The 24,387-nt window shown below is 63.7% G+C and carries 24 protein-coding genes and 1 pseudogene; 7 read left to right on the forward strand and 18 right to left on the reverse strand.

Annotation, left to right across the window (positions count from 1 at the left end):
- Nucleotides 1-23: 23 nt before the first annotated feature.
- Nucleotides 24-1,568 (reverse strand): M20/M25/M40 family metallo-hydrolase, encoded by a 1,545-nt coding sequence (locus IPP90_06720; GenBank protein MBL0170418.1) that lies wholly within the window; start codon nucleotides 1,566-1,568, stop codon nucleotides 24-26.
- Between the two features lie 149 nt (nucleotides 1,569-1,717).
- On the opposite strand from IPP90_06720, the gene IPP90_06725 reads away from it, so the two are divergent.
- A complete protein-coding gene (locus tag IPP90_06725; GenBank protein MBL0170419.1) occupies nucleotides 1,718-2,731 on the forward strand; it encodes a sterol desaturase family protein in 1,014 nt (337 codons plus the stop codon).
- An 84-nt stretch (nucleotides 2,732-2,815) separates the two neighbouring features.
- On the opposite strand, the gene IPP90_06730 is transcribed toward IPP90_06725, so the two are convergent.
- Genes IPP90_06730 through IPP90_06750 form a run of 5 tightly spaced genes read right to left on the reverse strand, consistent with a single transcriptional unit; the run spans nucleotide 2,816 to nucleotide 9,464 of the window.
- Nucleotides 2,816-4,300 (reverse strand): DUF1501 domain-containing protein, encoded by a 1,485-nt coding sequence (locus IPP90_06730; GenBank protein ID MBL0170420.1) that lies wholly within the window; start codon nucleotides 4,298-4,300, stop codon nucleotides 2,816-2,818.
- A 17-nt stretch (nucleotides 4,301-4,317) separates the two neighbouring features.
- Nucleotides 4,318-6,816: a PSD1 domain-containing protein gene (locus IPP90_06735; protein ID MBL0170421.1), complete on the reverse strand. Its 2,499-nt coding sequence runs from the start codon at nucleotides 6,814-6,816 to the stop codon at nucleotides 4,318-4,320.
- A gap of 35 nt (nucleotides 6,817-6,851) precedes the next feature.
- Entirely contained in the window at nucleotides 6,852-7,367 is a 516-nt protein-coding gene (locus tag IPP90_06740) for a hypothetical protein (protein ID MBL0170422.1), read from the reverse strand.
- Complete coding sequence (locus tag IPP90_06745) at nucleotides 7,310-8,365, reverse strand: hypothetical protein (protein ID MBL0170423.1); 1,056 nt, start codon at nucleotides 8,363-8,365, stop codon at nucleotides 7,310-7,312. The genes IPP90_06740 and IPP90_06745 overlap by 58 nt, the downstream gene beginning before the upstream one ends.
- 10 nt (nucleotides 8,366-8,375) lie before the next feature.
- Nucleotides 8,376-9,464 carry a 6-bladed beta-propeller gene (locus IPP90_06750; GenBank protein ID MBL0170424.1) on the reverse strand — a complete coding sequence of 363 codons (1,089 nt, stop codon included), beginning with the start codon at nucleotides 9,462-9,464 and terminating at the stop codon, nucleotides 8,376-8,378.
- 87 nt (nucleotides 9,465-9,551) lie between these two features.
- On the opposite strand from IPP90_06750, the gene IPP90_06755 reads away from it, so the two are divergent.
- A complete protein-coding gene (locus IPP90_06755; protein ID MBL0170425.1) occupies nucleotides 9,552-10,562 on the forward strand; it encodes an aldo/keto reductase in 1,011 nt (336 codons plus the stop codon).
- 69 nt (nucleotides 10,563-10,631) lie between these two features.
- On the opposite strand, the gene IPP90_06760 is transcribed toward IPP90_06755, so the two are convergent.
- Entirely contained in the window at nucleotides 10,632-11,009 is a 378-nt protein-coding gene (locus tag IPP90_06760) for a GxxExxY protein (protein ID MBL0170426.1), read from the reverse strand.
- A 232-nt stretch (nucleotides 11,010-11,241) separates the two neighbouring features.
- Between IPP90_06760 and IPP90_06765 the strand changes: the two genes are divergently transcribed.
- A complete protein-coding gene (locus IPP90_06765; protein MBL0170427.1) occupies nucleotides 11,242-11,670 on the forward strand; it encodes a hypothetical protein in 429 nt (142 codons plus the stop codon).
- 41 nt (nucleotides 11,671-11,711) lie between these two features.
- Here IPP90_06765 and IPP90_06770 read toward each other — a convergent pair whose 3' ends face one another.
- The 6 genes from IPP90_06770 to IPP90_06795 are packed head-to-tail and all read right to left on the reverse strand — an operon-like array spanning nucleotide 11,712 to nucleotide 16,851.
- Nucleotides 11,712-12,290 (reverse strand): LUD domain-containing protein, encoded by a 579-nt coding sequence (locus IPP90_06770; protein MBL0170428.1) that lies wholly within the window; start codon nucleotides 12,288-12,290, stop codon nucleotides 11,712-11,714.
- Nucleotides 12,260-13,660: a lactate utilization protein gene (locus IPP90_06775; GenBank protein ID MBL0170429.1), complete on the reverse strand. Its 1,401-nt coding sequence runs from the start codon at nucleotides 13,658-13,660 to the stop codon at nucleotides 12,260-12,262. The genes IPP90_06770 and IPP90_06775 overlap by 31 nt, the downstream gene beginning before the upstream one ends.
- Before the next feature lie 17 nt (nucleotides 13,661-13,677).
- On the reverse strand, nucleotides 13,678-14,418 hold the full coding sequence (locus IPP90_06780; GenBank protein ID MBL0170430.1) for a (Fe-S)-binding protein: 741 nt from the start codon (nucleotides 14,416-14,418) through the stop codon (nucleotides 13,678-13,680).
- A 7-nt stretch (nucleotides 14,419-14,425) separates the two neighbouring features.
- Complete coding sequence (locus tag IPP90_06785) at nucleotides 14,426-14,782, reverse strand: L-rhamnose mutarotase (GenBank protein MBL0170431.1); 357 nt, start codon at nucleotides 14,780-14,782, stop codon at nucleotides 14,426-14,428.
- Entirely contained in the window at nucleotides 14,779-16,047 is a 1,269-nt protein-coding gene (gene fucP / locus IPP90_06790) for an L-fucose:H+ symporter permease (protein MBL0170432.1), read from the reverse strand. Before fucP ends, IPP90_06785 begins: the two co-directional genes overlap by 4 nt.
- A 33-nt stretch (nucleotides 16,048-16,080) precedes the next feature.
- Nucleotides 16,081-16,851 (reverse strand): SDR family oxidoreductase, encoded by a 771-nt coding sequence (locus tag IPP90_06795; protein ID MBL0170433.1) that lies wholly within the window; start codon nucleotides 16,849-16,851, stop codon nucleotides 16,081-16,083.
- A 188-nt stretch (nucleotides 16,852-17,039) separates the two neighbouring features.
- Here IPP90_06795 and IPP90_06800 point away from each other — a divergent pair, with 188 nt between their 5' ends.
- Entirely contained in the window at nucleotides 17,040-17,627 is a 588-nt protein-coding gene (locus IPP90_06800; protein ID MBL0170434.1) for a hypothetical protein, read from the forward strand.
- On the opposite strand, the gene IPP90_06805 is transcribed toward IPP90_06800, so the two are convergent.
- The 4 genes from IPP90_06805 to IPP90_06820 are packed head-to-tail and all read right to left on the reverse strand — an operon-like array spanning nucleotide 17,557 to nucleotide 21,785.
- A complete protein-coding gene (locus IPP90_06805; protein ID MBL0170435.1) occupies nucleotides 17,557-18,447 on the reverse strand; it encodes an amidohydrolase family protein in 891 nt (296 codons plus the stop codon). The genes IPP90_06800 and IPP90_06805 overlap by 71 nt on opposite strands.
- Nucleotides 18,448-18,450: 3 nt before the next feature.
- Nucleotides 18,451-19,320 carry a fumarylacetoacetate hydrolase family protein gene (locus tag IPP90_06810; GenBank protein ID MBL0170436.1) on the reverse strand — a complete coding sequence of 290 codons (870 nt, stop codon included), beginning with the start codon at nucleotides 19,318-19,320 and terminating at the stop codon, nucleotides 18,451-18,453.
- Between the two features lie 6 nt (nucleotides 19,321-19,326).
- Complete coding sequence (locus IPP90_06815; GenBank protein ID MBL0170437.1) at nucleotides 19,327-20,085, reverse strand: SDR family oxidoreductase; 759 nt, start codon at nucleotides 20,083-20,085, stop codon at nucleotides 19,327-19,329.
- Nucleotides 20,086-20,108: 23 nt separating this feature from the next.
- Nucleotides 20,109-21,785 carry an altronate dehydratase gene (locus IPP90_06820; GenBank protein ID MBL0170438.1) on the reverse strand — a complete coding sequence of 559 codons (1,677 nt, stop codon included), beginning with the start codon at nucleotides 21,783-21,785 and terminating at the stop codon, nucleotides 20,109-20,111.
- 108 nt (nucleotides 21,786-21,893) lie between these two features.
- On the opposite strand from IPP90_06820, the gene IPP90_06825 reads away from it, so the two are divergent.
- The 3 genes and pseudogenes from IPP90_06825 (at nucleotide 21,894) to IPP90_06835 (ending at nucleotide 23,398) form a co-directional block, all read left to right on the forward strand.
- A complete protein-coding gene (locus IPP90_06825) occupies nucleotides 21,894-22,232 on the forward strand; it encodes a helix-turn-helix transcriptional regulator (protein MBL0170439.1) in 339 nt (112 codons plus the stop codon).
- Nucleotides 22,229-22,708 (forward strand): SRPBCC family protein, encoded by a 480-nt coding sequence (locus IPP90_06830; protein ID MBL0170440.1) that lies wholly within the window; start codon nucleotides 22,229-22,231, stop codon nucleotides 22,706-22,708. Before IPP90_06825 ends, IPP90_06830 begins: the two co-directional genes overlap by 4 nt.
- A 62-nt stretch (nucleotides 22,709-22,770) precedes the next feature.
- Nucleotides 22,771-23,398, forward strand: a pseudogene (locus IPP90_06835) (DJ-1/PfpI family protein).
- On the opposite strand, the gene ilvA reads toward IPP90_06835, so the two are convergent.
- Nucleotides 23,395-24,354: a threonine ammonia-lyase gene (gene ilvA, locus IPP90_06840; GenBank protein MBL0170441.1), complete on the reverse strand. Its 960-nt coding sequence runs from the start codon at nucleotides 24,352-24,354 to the stop codon at nucleotides 23,395-23,397. The pseudogene IPP90_06835 and the gene ilvA overlap by 4 nt on opposite strands.
- Nucleotides 24,355-24,387: the final 33 nt, after the last annotated feature.

Genomic DNA, 24,387 nt, shown 5'->3' on the forward strand with positions numbered 1-24,387 from the left:
CGTGGTGTCGGGTGTCCGCAGCGTTACGGCACCGACTTCCGGGGCATCCGCGTCTCCGCGTTCGCCGCATGGTACGCATACGACGCCATGATGACCGCGTTCTTCATCAGGTCGCCCGCCTGGATCGTGTCAAAGAAATCCATGTTGGTATGACCACCGGTCCCGGGAATGTGGTCCTGAATGAACTGGAAGCCGGGGAGCCCGACCTCGTCGAACGCGATGTGGTCGGTGCTGCCCAAGCTCTGGTTGGACACGGCCGTCATGCCAAGATCGCGGAAGGGTTCCATCCACGCGGTGAGCATGGCGCGGGCCTGTTCGTTGCCCTGTAGCATGATGCCGCGATACTGGCCGGCGCCGTAGTCCTGATTGAAGTATGCCGAGAGCTTCTCGTACGCGGGCTTCACGCCGACGGCAGGATCGCGCGGATTGCCGAAGTGCTGCTTGACGTAGGCCCGCGATCCGAACAGCCCCTGCTCCTCGCCGGCCCACAACGCCACGCGTATGGTGCGGCGCGGCTTCGCACCCACGGCCTTCAAAATGCGCATGGCCTCGAGCGATACCGCCACGCCCGACGTGTTGTCGCTGGCATTGGGGCTGGCGTGCCAGGTGTCGAGGTGTGCGCCGATCATCACCACTTCATCCTTGAGATCGCTGCCGGGGATCTCTCCTACGAGATTCATCGCTTGTTCCACGCGATCGCCAATGCGATTGCGGACCTCGATCTCGACCTTCACCGGAATATCGCGCTTGAGAATGCGATACATCCGGTTGTAGTGCTCGGGCGTGATGGCCACGATCGCCGGCGACGCCAGCATGCCGGCGCGCGACCACTGGTCGTTGCGCGATCCGGGGCGCGAGAACCCGCGTACGGCACCCAGCCATCCGCTCTCGCACTGCAACACGGCCGCAACGCCTTCGGCGGCGTAGAAGGCGATCTTCTCGTCGGCGGTGAGCAGGTCCGGATTGCGAGCCGCGCGCGGCGGCGTGGCGCGTGGCGGACCAATCACCGTCTGCTCAAGTACGTCGAGATTCTGCTGTGTGAGACGCGGCACGCCGCTGGTGAGTGGTGCGAGATCAATCACGGCGGGTGGCGTGACCAACACCGCCTTGCCCTTGAGCGTGCCACGGTACTTCTCAAGATCCGCCTTCACCAGCAGGTCGACGATGACGGCCTGCACCACTTGCTTCCCCTTGGTACTGGCGGTGTGCGCCACGGGATAGCCAACCATCGGCTGATAATCCGGTTCCAGCAGATGCAACGACACATACTCGTTGTCCCAGGTCACGCCGAAGTCCATGAACGGCTCGGCAGCCACATTCACCAGGCCCATGCGCGTCATCTGGCTCTGAACCCATGTCTGCGCGCGCTGCATGTCGCGGGACAACGTCAGGCGAGCGCCGAGCACGTCGGCGATGTAACCCTCGAACTCCATCACCTGGGAGCGTTGCAACCCCTCCTCGCGGATCCTGGCCACCATCACCAGATCCACGGGTACCGTATCACTGCGGACGGCGGCGGTGAGCAGGAAGAGAAGCGCCGTGGCGACGGGGCGGCAGCGTATCGACATGATGCGAGGTGCTGGGCGTGGTAGTGGAGAGGCGCGATCCGGGTGTTGCGGACGGATAGCAACGAACGTATGCTCTGCCCCCGGCGAACGCCATTCCCGCGCACCGCATGCGCGTTCGGCTGCCTCACCCAACCGTCACCGACCCCGACATGAATGTGTTCGCCATCCTCCAGCGGGAACTGATTGGGTTCTTCGGCATCGCGCACTGGATGAAGATGTCGGCGGCCAACGACTACAGTTCGTTGGCCACGTACGACGGCTTCACTGGGGCGGTGGGGCCGTTGTTGCCGCTGCTGCTGGTGGTCGAGCTGATACGGGCCCTGGTGCACAAGAACTTCAAGGCGCGGGACTACAAGCTCATCTTCTTCACCTATGTGCTGAATCGCGTGCTGGGGTCATACATCTCAATCGCGGCCATGGCATTCAGCATAGGACTGTTCCAGCCGCACGCGCTTTTCCAGAGCCGCATCACGTGGTACTGGCTCATCTACGGATACATCGTCTGGGAACTGGGTCACTTCATCTACCACTACCTGGCGCACAAAGTCAGGCTGCTGTGGTGCTTGCATTCCACGCACCACTCGCCGGAAAGCATGAACCTGTTTGTGAGTCACGCGCACTTCTTTCTGGAGGCGCCATACGCTGACGTTGTTCGCACGTCGGTGTGCATGCTGCTCGGCGTGAGTCCGCCGTTGCTGTTTGTGATCATGTTCATTGACGGCACCTGGGGGATGTTCATCCATGCCGGGGAAAATCTCATTCGCGACGGGCGCCTGGGATTTCTCAATCGGATGCTGCTGACCCCGTCACACCATCGGGTGCATCATTCGCGGAATCCACTGTATATCGACACCAATTTCTGTAATCTGCTGAACGTGTGGGATCGGGTGTTTGGCACGCTGCAGGACGAACATCATGAGACGCCGCCTGAATACGGCATTACCCGCGCCATGAAGCCCGGGAGTTTCTGGGATTTCTATTTCGGGGAGCTGGTGGCGCTTTTCGTGGACGTGAAGAACGCGCCGGGCCTTCGCAACAAGCTGGCGTATATCGTGATGCCGCCGGGGTGGAGTCACACCGGAGAACACAAGACGGCGTCGGCGATGCGGCGGACGCTGCGGGCAGGGGTGGCTGAGTTGTCCAGAGTCCACAGAACACGTTGAACCGCGAAGTACCCAAAGGTCGCTAAGGGCCGCTTTGCGATGCCAGCCTTCGCGCACTTCGCGCACTTCGCGGTCCCAAACGCCTTACGCGACAATCTCCCGAATCACCTGCCCCGACGTGTCCGTCAGCCGGTAGTTCCGCCCCTGGAACGTATGAATCAGTCGCTCGTGATCGAAGCCGAGCAGTCGCAGAATGGTCGCATGCAGATCGTGCACATCGGTTTGGCCGCTGACGCCCTGATACCCGATCTCATCGGTCTCGCCATGTGACACGCCGCCGCGGATTCCACCGCCGGCCATCCACATCGTGAACGCGCCGTTGTTGTGATCGCGTCCGACAAATGGATTGTCGCTCCCTGAGCGATTCTCGCGCATGGGCGTCCGCCCGAACTCGCCGCCCCAGACGATCAGCGTTTCATCCAGCAGACCGCGCTGCTTGAGATCCATGATCAGCGCCGCCGTCGCCCGGTCGGTCTCCTTGCAGCGTTCCTTGAATCCGGCGTTGAGCGCTTCCGACGCACCGGCCCCATGGGAATCCCAGCCCCAGTGAAACAGCTGGATGAAGCGCACGCCGCGCTCAGCGAGACGGCGGGCCAGCAGACAATTGTTGGCGTATGAGGTCGCGCCAGGGGTGGTGCCGTACATCTCGTGCACCGAGGCGGGCTCCTTGGAGATATCCATCGCCTCGGGCACCGACAGCTGCATGCGGAACGCCATTTCATACTGCGCGATGCGGGTGGTGATCTCGGGGTCGCCAACCGCTTCATACTGACTCTGGTTTACCGTATTGATGGCGTCCAGCGATGCCTTTCGCAATTCGCGCGGGAGACCCTTCGGATCGGAGAGGTACAACACGGGGTCGCCGGCGCTGCGACACTGCACGCCCTGGTACACGCTGGGCAGGAAGCCGCTGCCATACACACTGGCGCCGGCATCGGGGCCGGTGCCACCGGAAAGCAGCACCACGAAACCCGGCAGGTTCTGGTTCTCGGTGCCAAGGCCATAGGTGACCCACGACCCGATGCTGGGTCGCCCGAGGCGCGGACCCCCGGTGTGCACCAGCAATTGCGCCGGCGCGTGATTGAACTGATCGGTATGCATCGCTTTGAGAAAGGCGATGTCATCCACCACCTGCGCCAGATGCGGCATACGATCGGACACCCAGGCGCGCGACTGGCCATGCTGCTGGAACTCGGCCTGTGGCCCCAGCATCTTGGGAATGCCCTTGATGAACGCAAACCGCTTGCCCTCCAGCAACGATTCCGGGCAGAGCTGACCGTCGAGCTTCGCCAGCACAGGCTTGTAGTCGAACAGCTCCAGTTGCGATGGTGCCCCCGCCATGTGCAGGAAAATCACGCGCTTGGCCTTGGCCGGGAAATGCGGAACCAGTGGCGCCATGGGATCTCGACTGTCGCGCGGCACGGCACTGAGCGGCGTACCGCGCGGCATGTCGCACCCGAGCAGTGAAGCCAGGGCGGCCGCGCCAATACCCGTCGCGCCCACCTCGAGGAAATGTCGACGGGTGATGTGCTGCAGCAGTCGCTGCTGATAGTCGCCGTGATTGGACATGGTGCGTTGCGTTGAGGCTATTCCTTCGTGATGAACGCATCGAGATTGAGAATGCTGCTGGCCACCACACTCAAGGCCGCCAACGATGGACTGGCTTGGGCCATGCCCGCCGCCTCAGCACCCTCCGCCGGGTGTGCGGCGTAGTACTGATACGACTTGAGATACAGGGTTCGTAGTGCCGTCAGTGCGGTAGCAGCCGGGGCGCGTTGCAGCGCCAGTCGATAGCCCATCACCAGCGCCCCATCGATGTGCGTGCTGTCCAACATCAGCGGTCCGCCGGGCATCATGCGTTTCGCCAAGGCCTGTGCCGCCTCGGTGTACACGGGATCATTCAGTGTGACCAGCGCCTGCAGCGGCGTATTGGTGCGCACGCGCCGGGCCACCGAGAACTCGTGACTGGGGCTGTCAAAGGTGACCAGCGACGGATACGGTGCGGTGCGCTTCCACAGCGTGTACAGCGCGCGGCGATGCCCGTTCGCTCCCGTGTCAATCACCCACTTCTCGCCGCTGTACGGACGCTGCCACACGCCGTCGGGTTGCGGCGGCATCACACTCGGGCCGAACATCCGGTCGCTGAGCAGTCCCGACGCCGCCAGCGCCACATCGCGCACCTGCTCGGCGCTCATGCGAAAACGCGGGCCGCGGGCCAGCAATCGGTTGGCCGGATCTCGCTCATGCAACGCCGGCGAGGCGGCCGAGCTCTGTCGGTACGTGGCCGACAGGACCAGCTCGCGCAGGAACGTCTTGACACGCCAATGCTGCTCACTGCTGAAGCGCAGCGCCATCCAATCCAGCAATTCCGGATGCGACGGCGGCGTGCCTTGGGTGCCGAAGTCTTCACTGGTTTCCACGAGTCCCACACCAAACAGCTGTTCCCAGAATCGGTTGACGGTGACGCGCGCCGTGAGGGGATTCTGACTGCTGACCAGCGCCTTGGCGAGTCCCAGCCGATTCTCGGCGCCGCGCTCGAGCGCCGGCGCGATGGCCACTGGCACACCGGGCTGCACCACGTCGGTTTGCACCAGAAAATTGCCACGCTCGAACATGCGCGTGGTACGGCGGCGGGCCGGAGGCAAGTCGCGCATCACGGGTGTGAGCATGGGCTTGGTCGCGAAAAATCGCTTGTTGACCGTGCCGCGCTGCTCGCGACGCTTCTTCAACTCGGGGTGGTCGGACACTTCGCTGAACACCAATCGCAGCAGCGCCCGTTGGCCAACGTCGCGCGCGGCCTCCGGTGTGCGGACAATGCGCCGCACTTCGTTCAGTGATGTGCCATTGATCTTGCCCGCCACCGCCGGGACACTCAGCTCGCCTTCCCAACGTCGGCGCGCCAACTCCAGTTCCGGCAATCGTGCCACACTGTCCAACTCGGCGCGCAACGTCTCCAGCGTGTCGAACAACGCCATGCCGCGCGCGCGGCTGCTGTCGGCAAAACTCGGCAGCACCGGGTACTCATCGAACTGGTCCCAGTCTTCGCTGTTGTTGAAGATGGCGAACGCGCGATAGAACTCGTTGTTGCGAATCGGATCATACGGATGCCCGTGACATTGCGCGCACCCAATCGATGTGCCCTGCCAGGCCACCCATGTCGTATTCACCCGATCGATCACGGCGGCCACGCGATACTCCTCGTCGTCGGTGCCGCCCTCGTTGTTCGTCATGGTGTTGCGGTGAAACGCCGTCGCCACGCGCTGTTCCGTGGTCGGGTTCGGCAACAAATCGCCAGCCAGCTGCTCGATGGTGAACTGATCGAATGGCAGGTCACGGTTGAACGCGTTGATGACGTAGTCGCGATACGGCCACATGGGCCGACCCGGGTCCGTTTCGTAACCCTTGGAATCGGCGTAGCGGGCGACGTCGAGCCACATGGTGGCCCACCGTTCTCCGAATCGCGGAGAGGCCAGCAGCGTGTCGACCAGCTGCCCGTAACCGCCCCCGATGCCATCAGCGCACGCGGCGTCGACCTGAGCCAGCGTGGGTGGCAGGCCAATCAGGTCGATGCTCACCCGTCGCGCGAGCGTATTGCAGTCGGCTTCCGGGGACGGCGTCAGATGCTCGGCGTCCAATCGGGCCAGGACGAAGCGATCGAGGTCCGTGCGAGGCCACTGCGAATTGGACACCGCCGGTAGCGGAGCCGCGACCGGCTTCACGAACGCCCAATGGTCCTGCCACGTGGCGCCCTGGGCAATCCATCGACGCAGGATGGCGATGTCGTGCGACGACAACGACTCCTTCCCCTTGGGCATTCGGTCGTGCGGATCGGCATGGGTAATGCGCCGGATCATCTCGCTTGCGCCGGGATTGCCGGGCACGATGGCCCGCTTGCCCGACTTTGCCGGGCGCAGGGCGTCTTCGCGGAACAGGAGACTCAGCTCACCTTGTCGGCGAACGCCACCATGACACTGTACGCAATTGCGGTTGAGGATCGGGCGCACGTCCCGGTTGAAGTCCACCGTTCCGCCAAAGGTGTCGAGTGTGCCGCGCCCCCGCAGCAACGCGACCCCGACGAGGATCACGCCTATCGCCAGACTGTACCTGCGTCGTGGGTACATCATCGGGCTTTCGTTACCGGCTTGACCGCAGGCTTCGCGGTATCCGCACGGGGAGGTTCCACGAGAGGTGGCGCGCCCACGCTGATGACGGCGCGCGGGAGGGCTCGCCGCAGGCGTGTCACGCCGCCAGCGGTCGTCCGCGTTCCCCACAGGAACAACGCGCGTAAACGTGGCAATTGCTCGAGCGCGCGAAGACCGTCATCGCTCACCTCGGTATCCACCAGACTGAGGTACTCGAGATACTTGAGCGACCGGAGCGACTCCAATCCCGCATCGGTGACGTGCGTCCCCGACAGTTGCAGTCGCGTGATGTGGGGCATCATGCCGAGCGTTGCCAGTGCTGAGTCACCGGCAGAGGTCCGTGCGAGATTGACCGTGGTCACGTTGGCGGCGAGGGGTCGTAGCGCAGCGAGCGAACCGGCCGTCCAATTGGCGGGAACGCTGGTGGCATCCACGCTCAGATACCCGACGTCTGTGCCGAGTGCCTGCACGGTGAGTCCGCTGTTGCGAGCCATGGTGACGGCCGACGAATCCGGCGCCGCCACGCGAAGGGCGAAGACACCCTCAGGAGATCGTCCAATCCGTAGGCTGCCAAGGTGCGACGAATGGACGCCGGGCGTTCGATGGCGGACAACGTAATGTCCGTCGAGGCACCCTGGTCGATCCACCAACGAATGAGCGCAAGCTCCGCGTTCGGCATCGGGCGATCGGGTGGCATGGCGTCGGTGTGTCCGGGCGGCAACGACAGCCGAATGATCATCTCACTGTCGTCCGCGCGTCCCGCGACGATCGCCTTCCCCTGACGTCCACCGGCAAACAGCCCTGTGGCACTGGTGAGAATCAGGCCGCCCTTCTTGCGTTCAGGATTGTGACAGGATCCGCAGCGCATGGTGAGCACGGGCTGCACCAGCGAGTCGTATACCGGCGTTGACTCAGGGTTCGCCACGTGAATGCTCGTGAGTTCCTTCTCGCCCCGCAGTCCCACCAACCGTCGGACGCCGTCTGGAAGATGTCGGGTGAGGTACCCGTCGCCGCGCGACAACGTACCGCCGAGGTGTCCACCGACGACGAGGGCAACGAACAGCAGACCCGATGCCGCCGTGGAGGCAACGCGAAACGCGGCATCACTCGCTCCCGCGCGCGCGCGCAACCCGTATAGGAGCGCGGCCAACGCCGGTACGGCCAATCCGAGCCGACGGTGCCACATCAGCAGTGCGGGATCGTAGCTGCCCCAATCGGCGAGGACGAGACCGGCCATGCCCGACCCGATCGCACACCAGGCGCCGATCAGCAGTAGTGGCGACACCAACGGACGCAGCGTTGCGCGAGACGAGAATCGTGCTGCCACGTCGCACGACATGGCGAGGGCGAGCACGCCGATGGGCAAGTGCACCAGCAGCGGATGAAAGCGACCAACGAAGGGCCATAGTGACGACCCATGGTCGCCGCCGACCGCCGCCGCCACCAGCAGCGCTATCAGACCGACCGCGAGACCTCTCAGGGTGCGCGACATGCGCCGGAAGTCAGACCTTGGTCAGCTTCGTCACGCGGCCGTCGTCAATCCACTCGACGACGTAGATGTTTCCGGCACGATCCACCCACAAGGCATGCGGCGAGATGAAGCGATCCTGTCGACGCTTGTCGTGCGGAACATTCGGATAGCCTTTGAGATCGGGATACGTAGTGCCGAACTGGGCTTCACCGGTGAACGACCCCCCTTCGAGGTAGTCGCCCAAATCAGCCACTTTCTTGTTCGCCTTGTCAAAGATCGAAACGCGCGCATAGAGATCGGGCACGTACATCAGGTCACCGCGATGGAGCGATGTGCAGGGGAAGCGCAGATCGGTCTTGGTGACTACCTCACCCAGATACTTGCCCTGCAACGTGAAGTTCACGATGCGCACGTTGCCGCGATCGGCAACCTGCAACTTCGGGGTGCCGTCGCGCGTGTCGATGCTGATACCGTGCGGCTGGCGAAGATTGTGCGGTTCGGTCCCACGTCCACCAAACGAGTCGAGATACTTGCCGTCCTTGGCATCGTAAATGTGAATCCACGATTGTCCGTACCCGTCGGCGACATACAGCATGCCGTTGGGGCCAACGACGGATTCCGTTGGGCTGTATCCGCGCTCCGGCGTATACACACCGGCCAGGTACGGTCGACCGGCCTGCCACACCACGTCGCCATCAAGCGTGGTTTTCACCACTTCACCCAGACCAGTATTCGCGAGATACAGATATTCGGTGCCGTTCTCCTCGGAGAGGCGCAGGCCATGGGCACCTTTCGCATAGGCCTGGCCCCACGAGGAGAGAAAGTTCCCCTGGGCGTCGACCACGACAATGGCGTCGCGGCTCTGGTTGGCGATGTAGAATCGACCGGCGCGATCTTCGACGATGCCGTGGGTATACCCGAACTGTTTGCCCTTGGGAAGCTTGGCCCAGGCGTGGTTCATGGTATAGCGGAAGTCGCCATGGCCGAGTACCGGCAAATCGTCGGGGTCCCTTGTCACGCGTTCGGTACGCAGCGAAGGGAGGGCGACGAACGCAGCGGCACTGGCGGCCGATGCCAGGAAATCCCGGCGCGATGAGGACGTGCTGGTGCGATCGGACATAAGCGTCGACTCGAGCGATAAGGAGGAGCGCGGCCCAATGATGACAGCATTGTGGTCTCCCGTCGGCTCCGGCGCTAGACTCATCAAATGAGCTCATTCCCCACTCGCGCCCTCGGGTGCCACGGTCTCCGCGTCTCGGCCATGGGCCTCGGCTGCATGGGTATGTCGGACTTCTACGGCGAGGCGAGTTCGCGCGACGACGCCGAAGGCATTGCCGTCATGCACCGAGCCATTGAGCTCGGCATCACGCTGCTGGATACCGCCGATGTGTATGGTCCCTTCACCAATGAGGCGCTGGTGGGACGAGCCATCCTTGACCGCCGGGACCGCGTAGTCCTGGCCACCAAGTTCGGCATCTTGCGCGACCCGGCGTTTCCGGAGCGGCGGGGCGCTTGCGGTCGGCCCGACTACGTGCGCTCGGCCTGCGAGGCCTCACTGCGGCGGTTGAATACCGATTACATCGACCTGTACTACCTGCATCGCATCGACAAGAGCGTGCCGATTGAAGAGACCGTCGGCGCAATGTCGGAGTTGGTGAGGGAGGGAAAGGTGCGATACCTCGGGCTCTCGGAGGCAGGTCCGGCGAATCTGCGCCGCGCCGCAGCCGTGCATCCGATCAGCGCGCTGCAATCGGAGTGGTCGCTGTGGACACGCGATTGGGAGCACGATGCGTTCCCGGTGGCCCGCGAACTCGGCATTGGCATTGTGCCGTACAGCCCGTTGGGACGCGGCTTCCTCACGGGGCGTTTCGCGGCAGCCAGTGACTTGCCGGCGGGCGACTATCGTCGGACTTCACCACGCTTTCAGTCGGAGCACTTCGACGTAAATCGCCGACTGGTGGACGTGGTCGTGGCGATGGCGTCGGACAAGGGCTGTACGCCGGCGCAGTTGGCGCTGGCGTGGGTCATGTCGCGCGGAGAGGACGTGGTGCCGATTCCCGGCACGACGAAGATCGCGCGACTGGAGGAGAACGTTGGTGCGGTGCACGTGGGATTGAGCGCGGCAGAGCTGGCGCGACTCGCGCAGATGATCCCCGCGGATGCGGCGTCGGGGGAGCGGTATCCGGGGGGGATGCGTGGGTTGGTGGATAAGCCTTGAGGCTTGCTTGGATTGCCGGATTTGAACCGCGAAGGTCGCTAAGTGCGCGAAGGGGTTCGACCAAATTGTCTACAGATTGTTGACCATGCGCCGGATGCCGTTGACCATGCGGACTTCATGGAAGTTGAGGAGGAGTCCGAGCTTTTTACCGCTCAACTTCAAGTATGAGAGCAGCTGGGCAGAATGGATGGCGTGCAATTTGGTGACGGCTTTGATTTCGACATCCACTGATCCCTCGACGAGCATGTCGATTCGATAGCCCGCATCGAGCCGAGCCTGCCGATAGACGACAGGCAATGCAACTTGTGTTTCCACGCGACAACCCCTACTGCGCAATTCATACGAGAGACAAGCAAGGTACGCGCTTTCCAGGAGCCCAGGCCCAATTGCCGAATGAACCTTGATTGCAGAATCGACAATTTCCCTGCTCGCTCGTTCCCGGTCCATTGCCGTTCCTCCTTCGCGCACTTTGCGAACTTTGCGGTAAGATCTCCTTCGATCCGCGAGTATACAGAGTGACCGTCAGCGCGCCGTCACTCCCCATACCGCCGAGTTTGCTTGAAGGCCTTCCGGCGCGCCCTGATGTTCGACGCTCGCCGCAGCACACGCCGGCATTTCCGGAACATCGCCAGCGTGCCGAGATCGGCTGCAGTCCCACTCCCTGAATCAGGAGGCTAGTGTGGCTATCAACACGGGCAAGGTCTTCATCGGAGGACTTGCCGCAGGCGTCGTGCTGAACATCTGCGATTTCCTGTCGAACACGTACATCATGGCCGATCGGTTCAAGACCGACCTGGACGCGCTCAATCCCGCGCTGATGACGAACATCATGGCACCTTCCAACACCGTTTCGTTTGTGGTGCTGGATTTCGTGTACGGCTTGTTGACGGTATTCACGTACGCGGCCATCCGTCCGCGATTTGGTGCGGGCGCCGGTACCGCCGTGAAGGCCGGCCTGATGATGTGGGCCATCGGTGGCATCACGTGGTACTTCACCGTGGTGATGGGACTGTTCTCGATGAACTTCTTCGTCATGTCCGCCATGGTGTCGCTCGTGACCATGCTGGCCGCGTCGTATGTTGGCGCCATGCTGTACAAGGAAGACTGAACCGGCACCGTTGGGCGTTCACGAGATGGTGGTTGTGCCTCTCACGCGGATGGCGCAACCACCAGCTCGATCTCCCGGCCTTCCCGGTCGAACACCACATGCAGTGTGCGGGCGCCCTGCGCTCCAATTACCAATGACTGCTCGATGTCCGCGGTTTTCGACGGTCCGCTCAGAAACCAACCGCAAGCGGATTCGACAGGTATCAGGCGCACGGCATCGTGCATGGTAGGTACCAGTGCGCCGTGAGGGACAACCAGAATCAGGTGTTCCGCGCGCACGATATCGGCGCGTTCGCGGAGGTCGGCGGCGTCGACGTACACCGAGCCGTTCTCGGCCACTGCACACCGACCGGGCACCACGACCACGTCGGCGCGATCGCCGACGCCGAGGTCCGTGACAATTTCCGCGATGAGATCGTTCACGGAGCGCGTCGGGTCACCCGAGACACCGCGCCCGCCGACCGAGGCGAGGACCTGCAGGAACCGCTCCAACAGGTTGAGTGCGCGGATATCACCGGTCACGTGCGGTGCGGCGGGTGACGGCGGAACCGCCGCGGCCCGAATGGCCGACAGGATCGTTTCGCGCGCGCTCACGGGATTCGCCCGGCGCGTCTGGCCCATTCGCGGAATGACTCGCGTGGCGCGAGCGGTAGGTCGCGACCGGGGCGCGTCCAGGGATTCCATCTGCGCGCGACGCGAGTTCCAGGAATGAACCGCAGGGTACGCAGAGTACGCAGGGCGCTGCGGGCAACCCAACCGGCGCGCGCGAAGCTGACTGGTCTGGACAAGAGGCGCCCGAGTTGGCGAAAGATCGTTGCGTAGCCTCCGGGGAGCGCACCGGCCGTCGCGCTGCGTTCGCGCCACGTCAGGAGTTGTCCGGGGATGTCGATCTTCACCGGACACACGTCGCCGCACGATCCGCAGAGCGTCGAGGCAAACGGCAGGCTGCGATGGGCACCGAGATCGACCGCCGGCGCGAGGATCGCGCCAATGGGCCCGGGAATGACATGCCCGTAGCTGTATCCGCCACTGCGCCGATAGATGGGGCAGGTGTTGAGACACGCGCCGCAGCGAATGCAGTGCAGGGCACTGCGCATGTCGGCATCTGCCAGTCGCGCCGTGCGACCATTGTCCACCAGCACCACATGCATCGCGGCGCCGGGTCGCGGGGCGGAGACGTGCGTGGTGTACGCAGTGATGGGTTGACCGGTGGCGCTGCGGGCCAGGATGCGCAGCAACACACCAAGATCATCCAGCGTGGCGATGATCTTCTCGATGCCCACGCACACGATATGGACTGGCGCCGAATGCATGCCCAGATCGGCGTTGCCCTCGTTTGTACAGACCACCACGCCGCCGGTTTCGGCCACCAGCGCGTTGGCGCCCGTGATGGCGGCATCGGCGTTGAGCAATGCATCACGCAGGTGCACGCGGGCGGCCGCGGCCAGTGCGTCGGGTGACGACTCACCGGCGGGTGTGCCCATTTCGCGGTGGAACAACGCGCCGATTTCCTCCTTCTTCCAGTGAATGGCAGGGAGCACGATATGCGACGGCGGCTGGTGCGCCAATTGCACGATGCGTTCGCCGAGATCGGTGTCGACCACCTCGATCCCGTCCGCTTCCAGAAACGAATTGAGTCCGCACTCCTCCGTGAGCATCGACTTGCTTTTGGCCACGCGCTTCACCTTGGCGTCGCGCAGAATGCCACGTACCACGGCATTGTGCTCGGCCGCGTCGCGCGCCCAGTGGACACAGACGCCCGAGGCGGTCGCGCGCCGCTCAAACTCCACGAGCAATTCGGCCAGGCGACTCATGGCGTGCGCCTTGAGCGCCGATCCCGCTTCACGCAGCGCTTCCCATTCGGGCAAATCGGTCGCCCGATCGCGACGCTGTCGCACAAACCAGAGCGCGTCGTCGTGCCAGGCCGCACGCTCATCATCACGCAGAAACGCCGCCGCGGCTTCCGGATGACCGACGCCCTGGCGATGCAGCACGGGAAGGGCCGTGCTCACCGGGTCGCCTCTTCCAGCAACTCGGCAATGTGCATGGTGCGCAGGGGAACAGCACTGCGACTGGCGATGACTTCGAGATGCAACAGACACGACGGATCACTGCTCACCAGCACCTCGGCTTGGTGCGTCGTGTAGTCCGTCAGCCGGTCGCGGCCCATGGCCACGGACAGCTCGGGCTCTCCAATCGCGAATGACCCCCCAAACCCGCAGCATTCGTCCGGGCGGTCCAGCGGCACCAGCGTCAGGCCGTCCAATGCACCGAGCAGCGTGTGCATGGGGCCACTGGGTGGCTGATGCAATTCGGACGACCCGCCCAGTCGCAGTCCGCGCTGTGCATGACAGCCCAGATGCATGGCCACACGATGGGCAAAGCGACCGGTGAGTTGCGGCATGCCAAGCGGTCCGGCGAGAAACTCGCACAACTCGTAGGTGACGCGAGCCGCGTGAGTGCCCGCGTCACCGGACACCAACGAAGGCAGGTGGTGTCGCACATGATGGGTGCAACTCCCTGACGGCATGACCACCACGTCGAACGGTCGCGCGCTGGTGGCCCACGTCGTCGCCGCGCCGCGCGCCGCGGCAACGGCACCTGCATTGCTCATGGGTTGCCCGCAGCAGGGTGCGTCAAACGCCAAATTGACGTCGCAGCCCAGTCGCTCAAGCAGCACGAGCGTCGCCTGCGCCGCCGACGGCCGAAGCTGGTCGACGTAACAGGGGACGGCGAGTGCTACACGCACGAATCGCTCACGGTTGCTCAACGAGATCGAAGATCTTCGTCATCGGTACCCACTTCTGCCCCGGGTCCGCCCACGGCAATGGTTGCTGGAAGCGCCACATCAACGCTTCCCACTCCGCCACCTTCGGGTTGGCCGCATCGGCCACGCTCTTCGCGGCCGCGTTGAAGTGCTCGTTGGTCGACATGACCATGGTCAGTCGATTGCCGGTACGCCAGATCTCCATGCTTTCAATACCGGCATCCCGAATGCTGGCGGCTATCTCCGGCCAGATTCGCTCGTGCAGACGACTGTATTCCGCGATCAGGGCGGAATCGTCCTTGAGGTCGAGCGCAAGACACCAGCGCTGGAGTTGGCCCTGGCTCATGATGTCACGGCCAACGTGTGCTTGTGGCCCCGTAAGGCAAAGTGCAACACCACCACATAGCAGAACACCGGAATCCAGAATGCCGTCTGAATACCTTGCGCATCGGATATCGCTCCCATCGCCGCCGGAATGATGGCGCCGCCCACGATGCTCATCACCAGCAGCGATGATCCCAGTTTCGTGTCCTCACCAATGCCATCGATGGCCAGCGCGAAGATGGTGGGGAATTGGATGGAATGAAACAGGCCGAGCAGGACGATCATCCAGACCGCCGCCGCGCCTGATCCCGAGGCGGCAAACGCGGCAGCCGCCACACCCAGCGCGGCAACCGCGGCCAACATCCGCGGCGCCGGGATGCGCGTCATGAGCGCGGTGCCGATAACACGTCCCGCCAGAAAGCCAGCCAGATGCCACTTGAGAAAGTCGGCGGCAACGCGCTCGCCCGTACCGGGCAACGCCTGCTGCGCAAATCGAATCACGAACGACGCCACACCCACCTGTGCGCCCACGTAGCAGAACTGGGCGAATACCCCACGACGCAAGTGCGCGTGACGCCAGGCGCTGGCCAGTCCGCGACCGCTACCCTCGCCGGGCTCCTTCACTTCCGGCAGCTTCGACAGGGCAATCATCACCCCCACCAGCACGAACAGCGCCGTGATAACCAGATAGGGCCCCTTCACTCCGGTGGCTTCAGTCGCGCGCCACGCCTCGATGGCGGCTGGCGTCATCGTCGCCAGATCGGCGCCGGAATGCTCGACGCCCGAGAGGATGAATTGCGCGCCGAGGATGGGCGTGATGACCGCGCCCAGTGCATTGAACATCTGCGCGGTGTTGAGACGGCGAGCCGCACTGCCCGACGGGCCCAGGACCGTGACATACGGGTTCGCGGCCACTTCCAGTACGCATTGACCACAGGCCATCACGAACAGTGCCAGCAGGAAGAACGGATACCAGCGCGCCGTGGCGGCCGGTTGAAACAGCAGCGTGCCAAGCGCGCACAAACCCAGCCCAACCAGGATGCCTTTGCGATAGCCGACCCGCCGCATGATCCATCCGGCGGGCAGTGCCATCAGGAAGTAGCCGCCGAAAAACGCCGTCTGGATGAGCGAGGATTGAAAGTCGCTCAGGTCGAGTGCCTTCTTGAGATGCGGAATCAGGACGTCATTGAGATTGACCCCGATGGCCCACAGGAAGAACAGCGACGTGACGAGGACAAACGGCACGACGTATCGACGTTCGGTAAGCGGCGCACTGCGATCGGGCATCGAGTCTCCGGGCAACGAATCAATGGTGAATGATCAGGTCAGGGCGCGATCCAAGTGAACGTAGCCGCCGTCCACGAACAGGTGCTGCCCCGTCATGTGTCCGGCGCGTGGCGACAGCAGAAAGCAGGTCATGGAGGCGATCTCCTCGGGCAACGTCATGCGGTGCTCCAGCGGGATGCGCGCAAGAATCATCGCTTGCTTGGCAGCGGGGTCGGGAAAGGTGTCCAGCCACGCGCGATAGAGTGGCGTCATGACTTCGGCCGGCACGATGGCGTTGACGCGAATGTCATACGGCAGCAATTCGGCGGCCCACTCGCGCGTGAGGGCGAGAATGGCGCCCTTGGCCGAGGCGTAGCCTGACGTGTTGCCCTGTCCCGTGATGGCGGTCTTGCTGGCGATGTTCACGATGGTGCCGCGCGACGCCTTGAGATGTGGTAGCGCGTAGTGGGCGATATCGTAGTAGTGATGCAGGTTGGTACGAAGCGATTCGCGATAGCGCATGGGGTCGCCGTGTTCCAGACCGACGCTGTCGTTCACGCCGGCGTTGTTGACCACGGCGTCGATGGTGCCGAGCCGCCGAACCGTTTCGGTCACCGCATCGCGGCAGGCATCGGGGTCGCGAAGATCACCGGCGATCGCAATGCCGTTCCCCAGTTCGGACGTGATCGCCTCAAGCGCAGCCGGGTCACGATCGAGCACGGCCGGGCGCGCGCCCTCGGCCACCAGCGCGCGCGTGATGGCGGCACCGATGCCTTTGGCGCCGCCCGTGATGAGGATGACGCGGTGGTGGAGTTCGAGGTTCAATCAGGGCTCCGAGCAGGGCGGGCCAACCACAATTCTACCGCGAAGAGCGCGAAGGGGGTCGCGCACTTGGCGGTAGATCGGAGTGAAGCACGACGTCCGCCAAAGACACCTGCTCCCGGGGAACTCCGCAAGGCGTCCATGCAGTACAAAGAACTTGACAGCACAAAGAATATGCTGCAGCTTTCGGTATGCGACCCCCCGATGTCGCCTTCCTGATAGCGTTGCTGACCACGCTCGTCGTCGCGATCCGCGTGGCATGGCATCTCGTCCGCGGCCAGCGCGCCTCGACACTTCGCCTTGGACGGCGATGGGGCCTCGGAGCGGCCTGCTATATCGTGGTGTTGTTGGCGGTGTCGCTCTTCCAACCAGGTCGAACACTCTCACCAGGCGAAAACGAGTGCTTTGACGATTGGTGCATTGCAGTCGATGAATCAGCGCGCACCGTTCCCGAACGGATCACCGTGGAGGTGCGCCTCTCCAATCGCGGCCGTGGACGGCCGCAGGCAGAGCCGGATGCCTATGTGTACCTCATGGCCGATGGCGGTCACGTGGTGCAGGCGAAATCGATCGAGCACCGTGATTCGATTGGCGGCGTAGTCCCCGCAGGCGAGTCGCGCACGGTGCGTGTGATGTTCGACGTCCCGCCGCAGCTTGTGGTACGCGGCCTGGTGAAGGCACGTCGGTCGCGCTTCCCGGCGTCTTTCATCATTGGCGATCCGTCAAGTTGGCTGCATCGGCCGACGATACACACGCTCGCTCGCAAGGGACCGCGGTAAGCCGATACACCTCGCGCGCCGTCTCGCCGAAAACGCGCGCACGCTCAGCGGTCGTCAATCGCTCGGCCCAGCGCTCTATGACGTCGACCACGCGAGCATACCCGGCCGCCACCAGACACACTGGCCAGTCCGATCCGAACATCAGTCGCTCCGGCCCGAACGCCTCGGCGGCCGCATCGAGCACCGGCAACAAGTCGGCATCAGTCCACGTGTGCCATGACGCTTCCGTTACCAGGCCGGACAGCTTGCAGGTGACATGGTTGTATCGTGCCAGACGCGGCAATCCGGAACGCCATTCCTCCAGGCGGCCGCCCGCGATGTCCGGTTTGGCGCAGTGATCGAGCACGAAGCGCACGTCGGGACATGATGATACCAATTGCTCGGCGGCCGCGAGTTGTCGGGGATAGATCAGGATATCGTAGCTGTAGCCGAGCGCACCCATCACCGTAACGCCGGTGATCACCTGGGATCTCGCGAGAAAATCGTCAGGTTCTCCTTGTGCGATATGACGGAATCCCTTGAGCATCGGCGCGCTACGATAGCGGTCCAGCTGCTCCGCCAGATCCGGCGCCTGCAAATCCACCCACCCAACCACGCCCCGGATGATGTCATGGCGTTCAGCGAGTGTCAGTAGAAACTCCGTTTCGGCGTCCGACTGAGCTGCCTGCACCGCAACGACCGCGTCGATGCGTGCGTCCGCCAGTAGCGGCACGGCATCCGTCGGCAGAAAATCCCGGCGCAGCGCACCCATGGCCGGCGTGATCCAGCCGTCGCGCACGGCGTCATATCGCCAGTAGTGCTGATGCGCGTCAACTCTCACTCGTCAGCCACCCGCACGCTGTTCCCAGGCCACTGCACGTTGCCGAGACGTGCCAAGCCCATCGACCGACAGCTCCACCACGTCGCCATGCTGCAAATAGCGCGGCGGTTTGAAGCCCAGTCCCACGCCACCGGGTGTGCCGGTGGAGATCACGTCCCCCGGTAACAACGTCATGAACTGCGAGATGTAGCTGACCAGTTGCGGCACTCCGAATATCAGTTGCGCCGTGCTGCTGTGCTGCAGTCGTTCTCCGTTCACGCTCAGGCTCAACGACAGCGCATGCGGATCCGGAATCTCATCAGCCGTGGCCATCCAGGGTCCCAGCGGCGCAAACGTGTCCCAGCTCTTGCCCTTGAACCACTGGCCGCCGCGTTCCATCTGGTAGGCGCGCTCCGAGTAATCGTTGTGCAACGCATAGCCGGCCACGTACTCCATGGCCTGCGCTTCCGCCACCAGTGTCGCCCGTCGCCCAATGACGATGGCCAGCTCCACCTCCCAATCGCACTTGAGCGCATCGGGCGGCATCTGTAAATCGTCGAACGGCCCCACCAACGACGAGGTGGCCTTGGCAAACAGAATCGGCTCGACGGGAATTGCAGCACCGGTCTCCGCCGCGTGATCACGGTAGTTGAGACCCACACAGACGATCTTCGACGGACGCGCCACGCACGACGCCCAGCGCACGCCGTCGGGCACCACGGGAAGTGTGCTGCCGTGCGTCGCGACCCATGCGGTGAGTCGGACTATGCCATCGTGCGTGAAGAAGGGTTCGTTCCAATCCTCGCCAAACGCTGAGGCGTCGCGACGAAGGCCAGCCGAGTCAACGATGCCGGGCAGCTCGGCGCCCACCGGTCCGAATCGAATCAGCTTCATGATGTGTTATCCGTGCAGGTGGAGAAAACCGCCATCCATCGGATAGTCGGTGCCCGTCAGGAACGCGGCCTCATCGCTGGCCAGGAATCGCGCAAACGAGGCGACCTCCTGTGGCTGGCCCATACGGCCAATCGGTTGTGTCGCGGCGAGCTTCGCGAACATCTCGGCTTCGCGACCCGGATAGTGCTTCGCGAGATACCCGTCGACGAATGGCGTGTGAACACGCCCGGGTGAAATGCAATTGCAGCGCACGCCGCGGCTCACATAGTCGCGGGCGATGGAGTAGGTCATCGCCACCACGGCACCCTTGCTCATGGAATACGCAAAGCGATCGGCCAGCCCGGCCGACGCGGCCACCGATGCCATATTGATGATCACGCCGCGACCACGCTCGGCCATGCCGCCGATCACCGCGCGGGTGCACAGGTACACGCCGCGCACATTCACCTGAAAGAGGCGCTCGAAGTCATTCAGCGACGTGGTCTCGATGTTCCCGATGTGCGAAACGCCGGCGTTGTTGACCAGGATATCCACGACGCTGGTGGCGTGAATGCCATCGAACGTCCCTTGCACCTCCCCGGGATCGCTCACGTCGCACTGGTACGGTGTCGCTGAGGGTCCCAATGCGTGCGCGACGGCGGTGACGGCCTCGAGATCGCGATCGAGACAATGCACGCGTGCGCCTGCCCGCACGAACTCGGTGGCAATCGCTCGCCCGATGCCGCTTCCGGCGCCGGTGACTGCCGCCACACGCCCCGCGAGCATGAACGCGCCGTCCGAAGATGTGCTCACAGCGATACTCCCCGTTTCCACGGAATGAAGTCCCATTGCCCAAGGCGTTCGGCCGCGGTGAGATACCGACCACTGGCCGTCTCGATCACAAGATCCAGAATGCGTTCACCCATCTGCTCCAACGTAGCCTCTCCGGACACCACGGCACCGCAATCGATGTCCACCGTGTCGGGCATGCGACGCGCGAGCGACGTGTTGGTGGCCAGCTTGAGTACCGGCGCCACCGGGTTCCCGGTGGGGGTACCCAGCCCGGTGGTGAACAGGATGATGTTCGCGCCGGCCGAGGCCTGTGCGGTTGTGCATTCGACATCGTTGCCGGGTGTACACAGCAGGTTGAGGCCGGGCGTCGTCGCGCGTTCAGGATAGTCCAGCACATCGGTCACCGGCGACGACCCGCCCTTTTTGGCGGCGCCCGCCGACTTCATCGCGTCAGTGAGCAGTCCATCGCGGATGTTGCCGGGCGACGGATTCATCTCGAACCCCGAGCCGACCGCATGCGCCTGGGCATCGTAGGCGCGCATGAGGGTGGCAAATCGCGCGGCCAGCTCGGGTCGCGTGCAGCGCTCGATCAAGTCCTGTTCCGATCCGAGCAACTCCGGAAACTCCGCCAGCAGCGTCGTGCCACCCAGCGCGCAGAGCAGATCGGAGGTGTAGCCGATCCCGGGATTGGCCGAGATCCCGGAGAAGCCATCGGATCCACCGCATTTGAGTCCAACGGACAGTGCCGATAGCGGCGCGGGCGCGCGACGGGCGCGGTTGGCTTCGGCAAGACCGGTGAAGGTTTCGTGGATGGCCGCACGCATGAGCGCATCCTCGGTCCCCATACGCTGTTGTTCGAACGTGAACAGCGGTTTCTCAAACAACGGGTCACGTCGGGCAATCTCCTCGCGCAAGATCTCCACTTGCGCGTGTTGACACCCGAGTGAGAGGACGGTGGCGCCGGCCACATTCGGATGCACCAGGTAGCCAGCCAGCAACCCGCACAGTGCGCGCGTGTCCTGTCGTGTGCCGCCGCATCCGCCTTCGTGCGTCAGGAAGCGAATCCCGTCGAGGTTGGGGAATACACGCATCGCCTCGGCGCCGAGCGCGCGCGCATCGGCCGGTGGAGGATCGAGCGTCTCGCCGCGCTGGTACCGCGCCACCATCTCGCGCACGGCCTGACGATGCACCTCGGGCTGCCCATACCCGAGCTCGCGATCGAACGCCTCCTGCAGGGCGCGCACGTTGCGGTTCTCGCAAAACACCAGCGGCAGCACAAGCCAGAGATTGCGTGTCCCGATGCGTCCGTCGGCCCGATGATAGCCATCGAACGAGCGCGTGGTGAAGCGCGACGTGTCGGGTGCGCGCCAAGGGCGCGCGACCGGGACGGTGAGGTCGATCGCGGCGGCATCGTGGCGCACGTTTGCCGTGGTGAGTGCGGCGCCAAGAGGAATGGGTTGAGTGGCCCGGCCCACGAGGACACCGTACATGACGATCGGATCGCCGACGGCCAGGTGGCGCAGGGCGACTTTGTGTTTTGCCGGGACGGCAGTGATCAGTGTCAGCGAGCCGGTCTCGTGCGCAACCGTGGTGTCGGCGGCGAGATCGGACAACGCGACGAGGACCGTGTCGTCGGGGTGGATTCGGAGGAGTCGGCGCGGGGTCACGAGCGGGAACTGGGCATTCGCGAACATAGAGAATTCACCCCACCGCCGCGAGGTGCGGACTGGCCGACGGCTCGTATCGAGAAAGTGTATCGCTTAGGTATTGACCTAAGTGTATGACTCTGCAATATTGTCGGTATGCGACTCGCCACCGAGCCAATCGACAACGTCTTCCGCGCCTTGTCCGACCCCACGCGCCGCCACGTGCTGGAGCGCCTGGGGAGGAGTCCGGCCTCGGTGAGTGAGTTGGCAGAGCCATTTGACATGGCGTTGCCGTCGTTCGTGCAGCATCTGGGTGTGCTGGAATCGTGTGGCCTGGTGCGATCCAGGAAGGTGGGCCGTATCCGCACCTACCAGCTGGTGCCCGGAAAATTGCGTGTGGCCGAAGACTGGATGATGAAACAACGCGCGCTCTGGGAGCGGCGCCTCGATCAGTTGGACACCTATCTCGTTGAACTCAAGGAGCAACAGCCATGACGTCACCTCTCTTTGTCGTTGATCCAGCGCTTGACCTGGTTCTCGACCGTTTCGTCGACGTGCCACGCGAATTGGTGTGGAAGGCCTGGACGGTTCCCGAGCACGTCTGCAAGTGGTTCACGCCGGCGCCGTGGACAACCGTCGAATGCGAAATCGACCTGAGACCGGGCGGGGCCTTCAACACGGTGTTTCAATCTCCAGACGGGCAGCGGTTCCCCAATATCGGATGCTATCTTGAAGTGGTGCCCAATGAACGGCTGGTGTTCACTGATGCATTGCTGCCGGGCTTTCGCCCCGCCGAGAACCCGTTCATGGTTGGCATCATTTCACTGGAATCGCACGGGACGGGAACGCGATACGTCGCCATGGCGCGACATCGCGACGTCGCAACCCGCGCGAAGCACGAGGAGATGGGATTTCACAAGGGCTGGGGAACGGCGCTGGACCAGTTGGTCGCGTACACCAAGACCTGGTGAATCGGCCGACGCCGAAGCGCCCCCGTTCCCCAAACCACATGACGCATTCTCCGGCCACCACCATGTCGCGCCTCAGCGTCGCCGTCTTCATTTTTGACGATGTCGAAGTCCTCGATTTTGCCGGACCATTTGAAGTATTCTCCCGAACGCGCCTGACGGCGGGGGTCGAATCCCGCCGCAACGACGAGACGGCGCCATTCTATGTGTTCACCGTCGCAGAACACGCCGAGAATGTCACCGCCACCGGCGGCGCTCCGCAGGTGGTGCCGCACTTCGACCTCGCGCATGCGCCGCCTATCAGACGTCCTGGTCGTGCCGGGAGGATTCGGCACGCGCCGACTGCTGGAGCATGCTCCGGTGCTTGAATGGATCGCTACGGTTGCGTCAGGTGCGCAGTTGGTGACCTCGGTGTGCACAGGCGCATTGCTCCTGGCGCGCACGGGATTGTTGCGGGGGAAGCACGCCACCACGCATTGGGGCGCGCTCGACCTGCTCGCGTCGCTGGATCACACAATGCTGGTCGACCGCGAGCGCCGCGTCGTCGGCGACGGGCCTGTGACGTCAGCGGGCGTATCGGCCGGTATTGACATGGCGCTGTCGGTGGTCGAGTCCCTTCATGGGCGGACCGTCGCTGACGAAACCGCCCACTATATCGAGTTTCCGAGCCCCTTGATCGGAGAGCGACGTTAGTTCCAGCTCAGCCCGCGCAACTGGTCGAGATTGATGTTGCCGCCGGACATCACGGCGGCAACCCGGGAGCCCGCCGGCATCTTCACCAGCCCGTGCATGAGGGCCGCGACCGGTGCGGCCGCCGCCCCTTCAATCACCAGCTTCGACCGCTCCATCACCCACAGCATGGCCTCAAAAATCTCCGTGTCCGGCAGCGTGACAATCTCATCCACATAGCGCTGCACGACAGAGAAGTTCAGCGCGCCCACGCGCCGCACACGCAGGCCATCGATCACCGTGCGGCAATCGATCGTTTGCAGGCTGCCCGCTTCGAGGCTGGCCTGCATCGCGGGTCCGTCGGACGACTCCACACCGATCACGCGAATCTTCGGATTGTGGGCCTTCACCGCCATGGATACACCGGCAATGAGACCGCCGCCGCCAATGGGCACGACCACGGCATCGACGTCGGGCCAATCCTGCACGATCTCCAGGCCGAGTGTCCCCTGTCCGGCAATGATGTCGGCGTCGTCAAACGGGTGGACGTACAGCAGCCCTTCGTCACGCACCAGTTCCTGCGCTTTCTCATTGGCTTCATCCCAGATGCTGCCGTGCAGCACCACCTCACCACCATACGCCTTGGTCGCGGCGATTTTGGCGGGAGTGGCGTTGGTGGCCATGCAGATCACGGCGCGAATGCCGTAGATGCGGGCCGCCAGCGCCACGCCCTGCGCGTGATTGCCCGCCGATGAGCAGACGACGCCGCGGCGTTTCTGCTCTTCGGACAGCTGGGCGAACTTGTTGAGCGGACCGCGGATTTTGTACGACCCCACGGTCTGGAAATTCTCCGCCTTGAGGCGCGTCTCGAAGCCGGTGATTTCGCTGAGCTGGCGCGATGGCAGCAGCGGGGTGTGTTTGATGTGCGCGGCAATTCGTGCGCGCGCGTCGACAAAATCGCGGAGCGTCAGCGTCAGCATGGCAAACGGGGGGAGTTAGAGTGACCGACCGGA

It is taken from the genome of Gemmatimonadaceae bacterium (assembly GCA_016720905.1).
GTDB lineage: Bacteria > Gemmatimonadota > Gemmatimonadetes > Gemmatimonadales > Gemmatimonadaceae > Gemmatimonas.

Excerpts from the sequence above, each read along its gene's own strand:
- IPP90_06770 (MBL0170428.1), bottom strand. The coding sequence starts at position 12,290 with ATGGGCCAGACGCGCCGGGCGAATCCCGTGAGCGCGCGCGAAACGATC.
- IPP90_06740 (MBL0170422.1), bottom strand. The coding sequence starts at position 7,367 with ATGGCTCGCAACAGCGGACTCACCGTGCAGGCACTCGGCACAGACGTC.
- IPP90_06785 (MBL0170431.1), bottom strand. The coding sequence starts at position 14,782 with ATGAGCCAGGGCCAACTCCAGCGCTGGTGTCTTGCGCTCGACCTCAAG.
- IPP90_06825 (MBL0170439.1), top strand. The coding sequence starts at position 21,894 with ATGCGACTCGCCACCGAGCCAATCGACAACGTCTTCCGCGCCTTGTCC.
- IPP90_06830 (MBL0170440.1), top strand. The coding sequence starts at position 22,229 with ATGACGTCACCTCTCTTTGTCGTTGATCCAGCGCTTGACCTGGTTCTC.
- IPP90_06745 (MBL0170423.1), bottom strand. The coding sequence starts at position 8,365 with ATGTCGCGCACCCTGAGAGGTCTCGCGGTCGGTCTGATAGCGCTGCTG.
- IPP90_06800 (MBL0170434.1), top strand. The coding sequence starts at position 17,040 with ATGCGACCCCCCGATGTCGCCTTCCTGATAGCGTTGCTGACCACGCTC.
- IPP90_06820 (MBL0170438.1), bottom strand. The coding sequence starts at position 21,785 with ATGTTCGCGAATGCCCAGTTCCCGCTCGTGACCCCGCGCCGACTCCTC.
- IPP90_06725 (MBL0170419.1), top strand. The coding sequence starts at position 1,718 with ATGAATGTGTTCGCCATCCTCCAGCGGGAACTGATTGGGTTCTTCGGC.
- IPP90_06755 (MBL0170425.1), top strand. The coding sequence starts at position 9,552 with ATGAGCTCATTCCCCACTCGCGCCCTCGGGTGCCACGGTCTCCGCGTC.
- ilvA (MBL0170441.1), bottom strand. The coding sequence starts at position 24,354 with ATGCTGACGCTGACGCTCCGCGATTTTGTCGACGCGCGCGCACGAATT.
- IPP90_06730 (MBL0170420.1), bottom strand. The coding sequence starts at position 4,300 with ATGTCCAATCACGGCGACTATCAGCAGCGACTGCTGCAGCACATCACC.
- IPP90_06720 (MBL0170418.1), bottom strand. The coding sequence starts at position 1,568 with ATGTCGATACGCTGCCGCCCCGTCGCCACGGCGCTTCTCTTCCTGCTC.
- IPP90_06750 (MBL0170424.1), bottom strand. The coding sequence starts at position 9,464 with ATGTCCGATCGCACCAGCACGTCCTCATCGCGCCGGGATTTCCTGGCA.
- IPP90_06760 (MBL0170426.1), bottom strand. The coding sequence starts at position 11,009 with ATGGACCGGGAACGAGCGAGCAGGGAAATTGTCGATTCTGCAATCAAG.
- IPP90_06815 (MBL0170437.1), bottom strand. The coding sequence starts at position 20,085 with ATGCTCGCGGGGCGTGTGGCGGCAGTCACCGGCGCCGGAAGCGGCATC.
- IPP90_06810 (MBL0170436.1), bottom strand. The coding sequence starts at position 19,320 with ATGAAGCTGATTCGATTCGGACCGGTGGGCGCCGAGCTGCCCGGCATC.
- fucP (MBL0170432.1), bottom strand. The coding sequence starts at position 16,047 with ATGCCCGATCGCAGTGCGCCGCTTACCGAACGTCGATACGTCGTGCCG.